At 65.5% G+C, this 11,718-nt stretch carries 10 protein-coding genes and 2 pseudogenes; 8 read left to right on the top strand and 4 right to left on the bottom strand.

Going from position 1 to position 11,718, the window contains the following annotated elements; all coding sequences use genetic code 11:
* Entirely contained in the window at positions 1-711 is a 711-nt protein-coding gene (locus tag ILT43_RS10810; protein WP_204198981.1) for a response regulator transcription factor, read from the top strand.
* Positions 708-2,258, top strand: a complete 1,551-nt coding sequence (locus ILT43_RS10805; RefSeq protein ID WP_204198980.1) for an ATP-binding protein — start codon at positions 708-710, stop codon at positions 2,256-2,258. The genes ILT43_RS10810 and ILT43_RS10805 overlap by 4 nt, the downstream gene beginning before the upstream one ends.
* 156 nt (positions 2,259-2,414) lie before the next feature.
* Here the strand turns inward: ILT43_RS10805 and ILT43_RS10800 are convergent, their stop codons facing one another.
* From ILT43_RS10800 to ILT43_RS10790, 3 genes are read right to left on the bottom strand one after another with little or no spacing between them, the layout of a single operon-like run.
* Positions 2,415-2,885 carry a nuclear transport factor 2 family protein gene (locus ILT43_RS10800; RefSeq protein ID WP_204198979.1) on the bottom strand — a complete coding sequence of 157 codons (471 nt, stop codon included), beginning with the start codon at positions 2,883-2,885 and terminating at the stop codon, positions 2,415-2,417.
* Positions 2,882-3,997, bottom strand: a complete 1,116-nt coding sequence (locus tag ILT43_RS10795; protein ID WP_204198978.1) for an alkene reductase — start codon at positions 3,995-3,997, stop codon at positions 2,882-2,884. The genes ILT43_RS10800 and ILT43_RS10795 overlap by 4 nt, the downstream gene beginning before the upstream one ends.
* A gap of 20 nt (positions 3,998-4,017) precedes the next feature.
* Positions 4,018-5,013 (bottom strand): TIGR03571 family LLM class oxidoreductase, encoded by a 996-nt coding sequence (locus tag ILT43_RS10790; RefSeq protein ID WP_204198977.1) that lies wholly within the window; start codon positions 5,011-5,013, stop codon positions 4,018-4,020.
* Between the two features lie 92 nt (positions 5,014-5,105).
* Here ILT43_RS10790 and ILT43_RS10785 point away from each other — a divergent pair, with 92 nt between their 5' ends.
* From ILT43_RS10785 to ILT43_RS10765, 6 genes and pseudogenes are all read left to right on the top strand, one after another.
* Positions 5,106-6,023: a LysR family transcriptional regulator gene (locus ILT43_RS10785; RefSeq protein ID WP_204198976.1), complete on the top strand. Its 918-nt coding sequence runs from the start codon at positions 5,106-5,108 to the stop codon at positions 6,021-6,023.
* Positions 6,024-6,354: 331 nt separating this feature from the next.
* Complete coding sequence (locus ILT43_RS10780; RefSeq protein ID WP_204198975.1) at positions 6,355-6,945, top strand: PEPxxWA-CTERM sorting domain-containing protein; 591 nt, start codon at positions 6,355-6,357, stop codon at positions 6,943-6,945.
* Positions 6,946-7,020: 75 nt separating this feature from the next.
* Positions 7,021-8,049 (top strand): annotated as a pseudogene (locus ILT43_RS10775) (NF038122 family metalloprotease); the annotation flags it as partial.
* A gap of 87 nt (positions 8,050-8,136) precedes the next feature.
* A pseudogene (locus ILT43_RS19875) lies at positions 8,137-8,244 on the top strand (PEPxxWA-CTERM sorting domain-containing protein); the annotation flags it as partial.
* Between the two features lie 615 nt (positions 8,245-8,859).
* Positions 8,860-9,453, top strand: coding sequence for a PEPxxWA-CTERM sorting domain-containing protein (locus ILT43_RS10770; RefSeq protein WP_204198973.1), 594 nt, complete (start codon positions 8,860-8,862; stop codon positions 9,451-9,453).
* A gap of 74 nt (positions 9,454-9,527) precedes the next feature.
* Positions 9,528-10,751 (top strand): NF038122 family metalloprotease, encoded by a 1,224-nt coding sequence (locus ILT43_RS10765; protein ID WP_204198972.1) that lies wholly within the window; start codon positions 9,528-9,530, stop codon positions 10,749-10,751.
* A 361-nt stretch (positions 10,752-11,112) separates the two neighbouring features.
* On the opposite strand, the gene ILT43_RS10760 is transcribed toward ILT43_RS10765, so the two are convergent.
* A complete protein-coding gene (locus ILT43_RS10760) occupies positions 11,113-11,709 on the bottom strand; it encodes a TlpA family protein disulfide reductase (RefSeq protein WP_204198971.1) in 597 nt (198 codons plus the stop codon).
* Between the last annotated feature and the right edge of the window lie 9 nt (positions 11,710-11,718).

Raw genomic sequence — 11,718 nt, 5'->3', positions numbered from 1 at the left:
ATGCCGCGCACCATCCTTGTCGTCGACGACGATCCGCATATCCGCCAGTTGCTCGTCTTCGCACTGGCTAAGGCCGGGCTCGGCGCGATCGAGGCCGCGGACGGGGAGGCGGCGCTGGCGCTGGTCGAAGTGCAGCAGCCCGACCTCATTATCCTCGACATCAACATGCCGCGGATGGACGGGCTGGAAGTGTGCCGCCGCGTCCGCGCCGACAGTCAGGTGCCGATCCTGTTCCTTTCCAGCCGCGACGACGAGATCGACCGCGTGATCGGCATCGAACTGGGCGCGGACGATTATGTCGTGAAGCCCTTCTCCCCGCGTGAGGTCGTGGCGCGCGTGATGGCAATCCTGCGCCGCGTCGCCGCCCCCGCACCGCCGCAACCCGCCGCCGCGACGATCGCGCAGGGGCTGCTGCGGCTCGACATGGATGGCTGGCGCGCCAACTGGGCGGATGTCGAGGTGCCGCTGACCGTCACCGAATTCTCGATCCTGCGCCTGCTCGCGGCGATGCCGGCCAAGGTGTTCGGGCGCGACGCGATCATCGACCGGCTGCACGGGCCGGGTTTCGCGGTCACGGACCGCACGATCGACAGTCACATCCGCAATTTGCGCGCGAAGTTCGCGAATGTCGGCGGCACCGACCTGATCGAAACACGCGCGGGTATCGGCTATGCGCTGGGGCCGTGCCGCGGCGAGCAGCCCGTGGCGTGAAAGCCTGGGCGAAGCGTCACTGGCCGCGGCTGCGGCTGCGGACGATCCTGTTCGCGACGCTGTTTCTGGTGGCGGCGCTGCCCGGCGTCGGTGCGGTGGGGTTGCGCGTCTACGAGAATACGCTGGTGCGCCAGACGGAGGCAGAGCTGGTCGCGCAGGGAGCCGCGCTCGCCGCCACCGCCGCGTTGCTCTGGCCAGACGTGCTGCCTGGACGTGCGGTGGTGGCGAGTCCGGCGCGATCGGATGCTTCGGACCCATACGGGTACGACGCGCCGGATAGCGGCATCGATCTCAGCACGACACCGATCCTGCCTGAGCGGCCCGCCGCCACCGCAGCGCGCGACATGACGGCGGATGCGGTCGCCGCGGCGCGGAGGCTCGCTCCCGTCGCCGCCGCCACCAAGGCGGAAACGCTGGCGAGCCTGACGCTGCTCGATCGTGACGGCGTCGGTCCGGACGGCAGCTATGCCGCCCTGACGGAAGTCGCCGCCGCGTTGCAGGGCCGCGCCACCACCGTCCTGCGCCGCAACGGGGCGTACCGCGCCGTGTACCGGTTCGAATGGCTGTCGCGCGCCGCTGCGATCCGCGTCCACCACGCGCGGCCGATCGTGGTGAACGGCCGCGTGGTCGGCGTGCTGCTGCTGTCCCGCTCCGCCCGCGCGCTGTTCAAGGGGTTGTACGAGGATCGCGGCAAGATCGCGCTCGGCATCGTGCTGATCTTCGGGACGTTGGTGTTCCTCAGCGGGCTGCTGTCGCGCGGGATCGCCCGCCCGATCGAGGCGCTGGGCGCGGCTACCCGCGCCGTCGCCAGTGGCCGCGGAGAAGTGCCACCCGCGCCGGTCACCGCCGCGATCGAGATCCAGGGGCTTTACTCCGACTTCGCGATCATGGCGGAGGCGATCGAGCGGCGGTCCCGCTATTTGCGCGACTTCGCGCATGCGGTCAGCCACGAGTTCAAGACGCCACTCGCGGGCATCCGCGGCGCGCTCGAACTGCTGGCGGAACATGGCGACACGATGTCGCCCGACGAGCGGCATCGCTTCCTGACCAACGCCGATGCCGACGCCGATCGCCTCGCGTTGCTGGTGACGCGCCTGCTCGATCTGGCTCGGGCAGACATGGGCACGGGTGGCGACGGCCGGGCCGATCTCGCTGCCGTCGCGCACCGCGTAGCGGATGCGGAGCGGGGCAATGGGTTCGCGGTCGAGGTCGCGGTGCCGGCCGGATTGTCGGCGCGGATCGATGCGGCGACGCTGGAGGCAGTGCTGGCGGGCCTGCTGGCGAACAGTCGTCAGGCGGGGGCGTCATCGGCGTCGATCGTGGCGGTGGGCGAGGGGGATGGGGTGTCGGTGCGCGTGTCGGACACGGGTCCGGGCATCCCGCCTGCCGATCGCGCGCGGGTGTTCGAACCGTTCTTCACGACGCGGCGGACGACGGGCGGGACGGGACTAGGCCTGCCGATCGCGGCCTCGCTGCTCGACGCGCATGGCGGGTCGTTGGTGCTGGAGGACGGGCCGGGCACGGTGTTCGTGGTGCGGTTGCGGTGAGGGCCAAGCCTGTGGCTGTGGCTGCTGGCAGGTCGAGCGTGGGCGGAGATGTGTCCCGTCGGATTGCTTCGGGGTTACCTCAATCGCTCCCCAGTCGCGCCGAGGGGCTTCGGGATGCAAGGTGTCATCCCGTCGCCGCTGGTGCCGGTTGCCGGATCAGTGTGCACGATCCGGGCTACCCTCCGCTGCCGGCCAGGCGACCTCCAGCACCGTGCTGGCGATCCGCCAGGCGCTGTCGATGCGCACGTATCGGTCGGCATACAGGCCGAGCAGCAGCAGGGGATTGGGGTCGGGCTTCGACGCGGTTTCGAAATCGATCAGGTAGCAGCGTCCCTCCGCCGTGTCCGGTCCGGTCAGCGTGACCTGATGATTGGTGATCGCGTGCAGGAAGGGGTAGCGGCCGCGTCCGTCGCGATCGAACTGGCGGAAGGCCTCGGCCAGCCCCGCCTTGATCGCGGACAGCCCCGTCATCGTGCCGACGGTGACGCTCACCGTCGCATCGGGGGCGAACACCCGATCGAGCCCGTCGATGTCGCCGCTGTCGAGGCTGGCGGAATAGCGCAGCCGAAGTTGGCGGATGTCCTCCATCTCCAGCAGCGCCGCGAGGCGGGTGTCGATCATGCTCATGCCGCCGCCTCCATGTCGGCGGACCAGACCGGATAGTCGGTATAGCCCCGCGCACCCGACGTGCCGTAGAAGGTAGCGCGATCGGCCTCCGCGATCGGGTGGCCATGACGCCAGCGCTCGACGAGATCGGGGTTGGCGATGAAGCCGCGCCCGACCGCGATCAGGTCGAGCTGGCCGGCCTGCAACGCCGCCTCGCCCGAGTGTCGATCGAAGCCGCCCGCCGCGATCAGCGTCCCGCGATAGGTGCGGCAGAAGTCGGCCGCGAACGTTTCCGGCATCTTCTCGGCGCCGATCGTCAACTGATCGCTCAGGTGGACGTAGGCGAGCCGTCGCGATTGGAAGGCTGCCGCCGCCTGCACCCAGGTCTCCGCCTCGTCGGCGAAGGGGCGCATGTCGTAGAGCCGGCCGAAGGGCGAGATGCGGACGCCGGCCCGCTCCATCCCGATCTCCGCCGCCACCGCGTCGATCGTCTCCATCAGAAAGCGCAGCCGGTTCTCGACCGACCCGCCGTAGCGATCGTCCCGGTCGTTGAGCGCACCGTTGATGAACTGTTCGAACAAATACCCGTTGGCGCCGTGAAGCTCGATCCCGTCGAAACCGGCATCGATCGCACGGCGGGCTGCGCGGACGAAATCCGCCGTGACACGCGCCACATCGCCGGTCGACAGCGGCCGCGGCGTGCTGACCGGCACCGGGCCGGCTTTCCCGTCGTCGCCGATCGTGAAGGCGGTTACGTCGGCAGCCGCTTGTCCGGTCGGGCCCACCGGTGCCGCGCCACCGGGTTGCAGCGATACATGCGAGACTCGCCCGACATGCCATAACTGCGCGAAGATGCGGCCGCCTTCGGCGTGCACGGCATCGGTGACCTGGGTCCACCCGGCCTGTTGCGCGTCGTTGAAGATTCCGGGCACGTAGAGATAGCCGCGTGCCTCCTCCGACACCGGCAGCCCTTCGGTGACGATCAGGCCGGCGCCGGCGCGTTGCCGATAGTATAGCGCCGTCTGCGCGTCCGGGATCTCCTGCGGTGCGCGCGCGCGCGTCATCGGCGCCATGACGACGCGGTTGGCAAGCCGCCGGTCGCCGAGATCATAGGGTTCGAACAACATGGTCATGATATGCTTCCTCAATGGGTTCAGGCCGCCAGCGCGTGCGCAGGTGGGCAAAGGCTCGGGAAATGGGGCAGCACGTCGCGCACCAGATCGTCCATCAGCGCGGCATGCGGGCGACGGCTGATCTTGGGATTGAGCGCCGCATGGTTGATGCCGGCATCGCGCGCCTGTCCCAGAAACTCCGCCAGCGCCTTGCTGCCGGTACGGAAGCCGGCGCGGATCTGCTGCAACGGCTGATCGCGGTCGGCGACGAGATCGAGATAGCCGGCGATGCCGATCGGCTTGAAGACGGTGTCACCCGCTGCGCGCTCGACCAGATCGCGCCAATTGCTTGCGAAGTCCCCGAGCCGGTCGATCGACGGCGACGGCGCGATGAAGCCATGCATGTTGGCGGCCACCCACTCCAGCGACTGCTGGCCGCGGCCGATGCCGATCGTCGGGACCGGTCCGAACGCCGGCTTGGGTACCAGATCGAGGCGGCCGTCGCCGCGGCCGAAGCGCGACGAGGCAAAATGCGGAAAGTCGCTGCCGATCACCGTCCGATACACGTCGAAGGCGTCGCGGAACCGTTCGCCGCGCGTGGCGAAGTCGATGCCGAACAGCGGATATTCGGACGGACGATCGCCCGACGACAGGCCGAGCATCATGCGTCCTGCCGACAGTTGATCAACCGTCGCCACCTGCTTGGCAAGCAGCTTGGGCTCGCGCAGCGGCAGGACGATGCCTGCCGTCCCCAGCGCGATCGACGTCGTGACCGATGCGATCGCGGCGAGATAGGTCAGCGGCTCGAACACCTGACCGGCATCGCCGTAGCCCGGATCGTAGAACGGCACGTCGCGCATCCACAGCGCGCTGAGGCCCGCGGCATCGGCCGCGACCGCCGAAGCCATATGGCCGCGCATCGTCGGTGCGGGCGCATCGGGGTAGGTTTCCAGCGGCATGATGAGGCCGAGCGTCAGCGCCTTGGGCGCGAACAGGCTGCGGTAGCCGGGATGACGGGACAGGGACGCGGCAGACATCGGATAACTCCTTCGTACCGTCACAATCTAATGCGCCGTTGGCAGACGATAATCCGTTGCCCACGACGATCACTCCGTCCTAGCATTCCACAATGGATGTGCAGGACCTTGCGGGCGTGATCGAGTTCGTGCGGGTGGCGCAGGCCGGCAGTTTCACCGCCGCAGCCGCCACGCTGGGCCTGACCGGCTCGGCCGTCGGCAAGAGCGTGTCGCGGCTGGAGGCCCGCCTCGGCACGAAATTGTTTCACCGGACGACCCGGCGGATCACGCTGACCCATGAGGGCGAGGACTATTACGAAAGCTGCGTCCGCGCGCTGGAGGAACTCGACGATGTCGAACAGCGACTGCTGACCGGCCGCAGCGAGCCGGTCGGACGCGTGCGGCTGGACCTGCCCGGCGCGTTCGGGCGACGCCATGTCCTGCCGATGCTGCAGGAACTGGTGCTGCGGCACCCGCGGCTCGACCTGTCGATCAATTTCAGCGAACGCACCGCCGGTATCGTCGAGGAAGGGGTCGATCTGGCGGTGCGGATCGGGCGGCTGGCCGACGATGCCGACCTGGTCGCCGTGCCGCTGGGTCGCCAGCGGCTCGTGATCTGTGCGTCACCCGCCTATCTCGCCCAACATGGTGCGCCGTCGACTCCGGCCGACCTCGCAGCGCGGGATTGCATCACCGGCTGGCAGCGGAGCGCGCATCCCGTCTGGCTGCTGCGGCAAGCGGATGGGACCATCACCTCCGTGCCGGTGCGCGTGCGCCACGAACTGAGCGACGGCGAGGCGATGGTGGCGGCGACGCTCGCAGGGTGCGGCCTATGTCAGCTCCCCACCTGGCTGATCGCCGACCACCTCGCGACCGGGGCGCTGCGCACGGTGCTGGACGATCACGCCGGCGCGGACATGCCGATCCATGCGATCTGGCCGCGGTCCCGCTACATGCGTCCCAGCATTCGGATGATCGTGGCGATGTTGCGACAGGGCGCCCAGACGCGCCCCTCGCCCTTTCACGCCTGAAGGGACCGGCAGGCTACCGTTCCAGTTCGGCTACTTCCGCAACAAATTGCCCTGACGACCAAAAGCAACGCTCTGCCGCATATTTTGAGCTGTCACGCAACATTACAATTTTAAATTGCGAGTGCCGACAACTTTTGAATGTGAACCATCGAGCGTTCCTGTGAAGTTTTAGCCGAGCCCATGAACTTAATGATTTTGCTAGTGAAAGTCATTCTTTGACTCAATCACAGTTGCTGCTAGACCTTGTTAACCAAACATTCAGACACGTGATCTCGGCGAAACGCTAAAAGTTCTATGCTGAAGCAGTTTGCGCAATAAGGGGGCTCATAAAATGATCAAGTATCTTGGTGCGGTTGCAGCGCTTGCGTTGTGGTCCGGGGCCGCGGAGGCCCGTGTCGTGACCATCGAATATGCCACCACGACGGGCATATTGGGTGGAGACGTGTCGGGTCGATTCACGTTCGATACGAGAACAGCCTTCAGTGAACGCAGGATTGTTCAGGGGATCGAAACAGCCAATTACGGCGGGTCGCCGACGTGGGTGCATACCTTCGATCTCTTCGGCGAGGTGTTTACGCGCCCGATGTTCATCCAGATATCCGATCAGTTTTTTGGCGACCTCATTCAGTTCTTCTCCGAAGTTCCAGGAATACCCGTGTCCGTCGCTTTCACTCTTCAATATGGCGTCGGAGCACGCCCCACTCTGGATCTGCCCGAAACGGGATATGAAGATGCCGTGCTGAGCGCCGTGACATTTTATGGTGTATCGGGTCCGATCAGCGGCGATTTGGCCAGGTACAGCGTCTCCTACGCCAACTCGGTGCCGGAACCCGCGACCTGGGCGATGATGATCGGCGGGATCGGTATGGTCGGGGGCGCTCTGCGTCGCCGTTCGCGGAATGCGCTCGCCGCCGCCGCTTGACACACCAACCGACACATCGATCCGGCGGGCGCCGGATCGATTTCCTGATGATGTTCTGAAATTCGAGGGTGATTCATGCACGCATTGCTTCGTAAACTTCTGCTGACGGCCACCGCGACGACGCTGGCGGGCCTTTCGATCGCGCCAGCGCAGGCGGTGACCTTTACGCTGATCGACTCCGGTGGGGCCGGAATCGGATCGCAGGCCCGCCTCGGTTTCGAGGTCGCCGCCAGCTATTGGTCGTCCGTCCTGCGCGACAACACCAATATCAATCTCAGTATCGGCTTCTCCTCGCTGGGCTCCGGCGTCGTAGGTCAGACCGCTTCGAACATCGTCTTCGCCGACAATTCCGCCGTCTATGGCCGGCTCGCATCGGATGCGACCTCGTCGCTGGATCGTACGGCGGTCGGATCGCTCCAGCCGCTGACGAACGGGGAGCGGGGCCAAACCTACCTCTCCGCGACGACGAATGCCTTGAACGCCACACGCACCGGCTACATCGACACCCGCACGCGCTTCGACGATGACAGTTCGATCAATAACGCTATCTCCGTGGTCAACACCGCCAACGCCAAGGCTCTGGGCATGACGAGGGACGCCTTTGGCAGCCCCATCTCTCAGAACGGCTTGGATGGCGTGGTCACGTTCAGCAGCGATTTCAACTTCGATTTCGATCCGCGGGACGGCATCACCGCCAACAGCTTCGATTTCATCGGCACCGCCATCCACGAGATCGGACATGCCCTGGGGTTCATCAGCGGTGTGGATATCTACGACGCGCTCACGGGGCCCACGGGATTTCAGTTCGATCGGGCGGCAGAAAGGAGCGCGCTCGTCAGGCCCCTGGATTATTTCCGCTACAGCGCGCCCGGCCGTCTGGACTGGTCGACGCAGAACACGCCCTACATGTCGGCCGATGGCGGGCGGACCCAGCTGTTCGGCAACTCGCTGATGTCCACCGGTCGCCTGAACGGCGACGGGCAACAGGCGTCGCATTGGAAGGACTCGCCGCGCGGCGACCCGTCGGAGGGGATCCTCGATCCGACCGTCGGGTTCGGGCAGACCCTGGAGGTGACTGCGCTCGATCTGGCGGCGTATGACATGATCGGCTGGGATCTGGCGTTCGATCCGCTGAGCCGTCCGGGCTACCGGATGAGCACGGCATCGATCTACCGGAATTTCCTCGGCGGCGCGGTGCCGGAGCCGACCAGCTGGGCGATGATGATCGCGGGCGTCGGCCTCGCCGGCGGCGCGCTGCGGCGGCGGCGTGCCATGACGGTCAGGCTGTCCTTCGCCTGATCGCGAGGCCGCCCCACCGTCGCGACGAGGCGCTACCGGGTTCTCCCGGTAGCGCCTTGCCGTCTTGGACAGCGCTGTTGCTAGAGGGGGACCCACCATGGACCCGTGCGCAACGCGGCTTAGGACCCATGTCCCGCTGGGCGACCAAGCATCGACACGGACGCCCTTGTCGAAGACGCGCGCGATATCGCGACCATCTGGAAAGGTGCCGAAACGGGAACCGAAGTCTGCCGCATGTCGGCTCCGCCGCGTGGGGGTCGCTGGAAACCTTGGAGGAATAGCGCTCCGCCAATTCACCGGCTCGCCGGTCAAGCGCAGTCATTCCCCTCACACTCCGTTCGCCCAGACAAAAGACCGCTTCACCGCAAACATCATACCGCTACGCAACATAGTAACACCTAATCTATAGTGAATATAAGTTTCAAATATGACGATAGTGTTGTCATCAGGTGGGGCCGTACAAACCGGCTAATGCCTGAGTTCACCTGCGAAATGCATTTTTGACTCGGCCGTGATTGTTGCTACACCTTGTTAACCGGTCGTTCACACAGGCGATCCCGGTCGATCCGGGCAATGCTCGTACCGAGACAATTGGCGTAATAAGGGGCTCATAAGATGATCAAGTATCTTGGTGCAGTTGCAGCGCTTGCGTTGTGGTCCGGGGCTGCGGAGGCTCGTGTCGTGACCATCGAATATGCCAGTACGACAAATCGACTGAATGGCGACGTGTCGGGTCGATTTACGTTCGATACGAGAACAGCCTCCCGCCGGGACTTCAGTCAGCCAGGAACTGACATTGCTGTCTATACAGGAACTCCCCCGTGGCAGCATTCTTTTGATCTCTTCGGAGAGACGCGTGCAACGCAACCGCTGTCCATCGACGTTAGCAGCGACGCGTTCCTGGATATCATTTCCTTCTACTCGCAAATCCCTGAGACGACGGACTTTATTGTGCTTTCTCTCTTCTATCCGCTTGGTACAAACATCAATCGTGATCTGCCTGACTCTGGATTCGAGAATGCTACTTTCGGAGTTGTTGCATTCTTTGGTCAACCGGGATTCTTGAGCCAGGATCTGGCGAGGTACAGCGTCTCCTACGCCAACTCGGTGCCGGAACCGGCGACCTGGGCGATGATGATCGGCGGGATCGGTATGGTCGGGGGCGCTCTGCGTCGCCGTTCGCGGAATGCGCTCGCCGCCGCCGCCTGACACCAACCGACGCATCGGTCCGGCAGGTGCCGGACCGATTTCCTGATGATGTTCTGAAATTCGTAGGGTGATCCATGCACGCATTGCTTCGCAAACTTCTGCTCACGGCCACCGCGACCACGCTGGCGGGCCTTTCGATCGCGCCGGCGCAGGCGGTGACCTTTACCCTGATCGACTCCGGCGGAGCCGCGGTCGGATCGCAGGCCCGCCTCGGCTTCGAGGTCGCTGCCAGCTATTGGTCGTCCGTCCTGCGCGACAACACCAACATCAATCTCAGCATCGGCTTCTCCTCGCTGGGCTCCAACATCGTGGGACAGACGGCTTCGGCTCGCGCCTTCGTGGACAATTCCGCTGTCTATGGCAGGCTCGCATCGGACGCGACCTCGTCACTGGATCGTATGGCAGTCGGATCGCTCCAGCCACTGGCGAACGGGGACCGGGGACAAACCTACCTCTCCGCGACGGCGAATGCCTTCAACGTCACGCGCACCGCCTATATCGATACCCGCACGCGGTTCGATAATGACGGTTCAATCAATAACGGCGTCGCCTCCGTCAACGTGGCCAACGCCAAGGCTCTGGGCCTGACTAGGGATGCCAATGGTATTCCCATCAATCAGAACGCCTTCGATGGCGCGATCACGTTCAGCAGCGATTTCAACTTCGACTTCGATCCGCGAAACGGCATCGCCGCCAACAGCTTCGATTTCATCGGCACCGCCATTCACGAGATCGGGCACGCCCTGGGGTTCGTCAGCGGCGTGGACATCTATGACGCGGTCACCGGGCCAAGGGGAATGCAGTTTCCCGGGGCGGCAGAGACGAGCGTGATCCTGACACCTCTCGATTACTTCCGCTACAGCGCGCCCGGCCGTCTGGACTGGTCGACGCAGAACACGCCCTACACGTCGGCCGACGGCGGGCGGACACAGCTGTTCGGCAATTCGCTGATGTCCACCGGTCGCCTGAACGGCGACGGGCAACAGGCGTCGCATTGGAAGGACTCGCCGCGCGGCGACCCTTCGGAGGGGATCCTCGATCCGACCATCGCGTTTGGACAGACCCTCGAAGTGACCGCGCTCGATCTGGCGGCGTATGACATGATCGGCTGGGATCTGGCGTTCGATCCGCTGAGCCGCCCCGGCTACCGGATGAGCACGGCATCGATCTACCGGAATTTCCTCGGCGGCGCGGTGCCGGAGCCGACCAGCTGGGCGATGATGATCGCGGGCGTCGGCCTCGCCGGCGGCGCGCTGCGGCGGCGGCGTGCCATGACGGTCAGGCTGTCCTTCGCCTGATCGCGAGGCCGCCCCACCGTCGCGACGAGGCGCTACCGGGTTCTCCCGGTAGCGCCTCGTTCCGTGTGAATGGCTGCCGAGCGTTTTTGTGGCGCTGGAAGATGTGGCAGCCACCCGTGAAAGCGGCGAGGTGCGTCCGCAGCGCTCATGGTATCCGTCGTCAAAGCCCCTGATAGTCCGCTTCATGCGCTCGACCTTGCTGTTGGTCCACGGGTGGTCCCGTTCGGCGAGACAGTGTTCGAGGTCGTTGGCCTCGCAGATCAGGGCGAAGCGCATCTGGCGCGACCAGTGGTGCTGCGGTTTTACCGGCTCTCCCATTCCCTCTGGGTGGGACAGAGGGAGAGCGACCCGCCCGCGACGATCACCCCGCCTCGGCCACCGCCTTCGTCGCCGCCTCGCCCGTCCAGTCGAGGTCGCCGATCGTCCGCCACACTTCCTTGCCCTGCGCGTCGAACAGGATGCTGGTCGGCAGGTTGCTCGCGACCGCAGGCACCCACGCCATTTTCGGGTCGGTCCACGATTTCAGCGCCTTGAACTTGCGCTCCGTGAGGAACGCGGTCGCCTTGGCCGGGTCCATGTCCTGGCTCAGTGTCACGACGCGCAACTTCGCCCCTTCGCGCACGGCCAGCGCGTCGAGCGTCGGCAACTCCTTCACGCACGGACCGCACCATGTCGCCCACAGGTTCAGCAGCACCGGCGTGCCGCGATAGGTCGCCAGCGTCACCGGCTTGCCTTCCGGGTCGACGAACGCCAGCGTCGGCGCGGCTTCCCCCTTGTGACTGCGGTCGATCGTGCCGGCGGGCTTCGCTGCGACCGCACCGGACGGCGCGGCTTCGTCGGGCGACACGGCATTCGCCATCTGGTCCGGAGACGCCTGTTCTTGCCCGGCGGGGGTCGAGGCCCTATCGCAACCGGCGACCGCCAGCCCGGCGACGAGAACGAGACCGATCGAGCGCATGAGTACCTC

It is taken from the genome of Sphingomonas longa (assembly GCF_016892685.1).
Classification (GTDB): Bacteria; Pseudomonadota; Alphaproteobacteria; order Sphingomonadales; family Sphingomonadaceae; genus Sphingomonas; species Sphingomonas longa.
The sequence above is the reverse complement of the archived record's forward strand: the minus strand, read 5'-3'. Positions and strand labels throughout refer to the sequence as shown.

Coding starts and splice junctions, on each gene's coding strand:
- ILT43_RS10785 (WP_204198976.1), top strand. CDS start 5,106: ATGGATGTGCAGGACCTTGCGGGCGTGATCGAGTTCGTGCGGGTGGCG.
- ILT43_RS10780 (WP_204198975.1), top strand. CDS start 6,355: ATGATCAAGTATCTTGGTGCGGTTGCAGCGCTTGCGTTGTGGTCCGGG.
- ILT43_RS10765 (WP_204198972.1), top strand. CDS start 9,528: ATGCACGCATTGCTTCGCAAACTTCTGCTCACGGCCACCGCGACCACG.
- ILT43_RS10810 (WP_204198981.1), top strand. CDS start 1: ATGCCGCGCACCATCCTTGTCGTCGACGACGATCCGCATATCCGCCAG.
- ILT43_RS10800 (WP_204198979.1), bottom strand. CDS start 2,885: ATGAGCATGATCGACACCCGCCTCGCGGCGCTGCTGGAGATGGAGGAC.
- ILT43_RS10795 (WP_204198978.1), bottom strand. CDS start 3,997: ATGACCATGTTGTTCGAACCCTATGATCTCGGCGACCGGCGGCTTGCC.
- ILT43_RS10760 (WP_204198971.1), bottom strand. CDS start 11,709: ATGCGCTCGATCGGTCTCGTTCTCGTCGCCGGGCTGGCGGTCGCCGGT.
- ILT43_RS10770 (WP_204198973.1), top strand. CDS start 8,860: ATGATCAAGTATCTTGGTGCAGTTGCAGCGCTTGCGTTGTGGTCCGGG.
- ILT43_RS10790 (WP_204198977.1), bottom strand. CDS start 5,013: ATGTCTGCCGCGTCCCTGTCCCGTCATCCCGGCTACCGCAGCCTGTTC.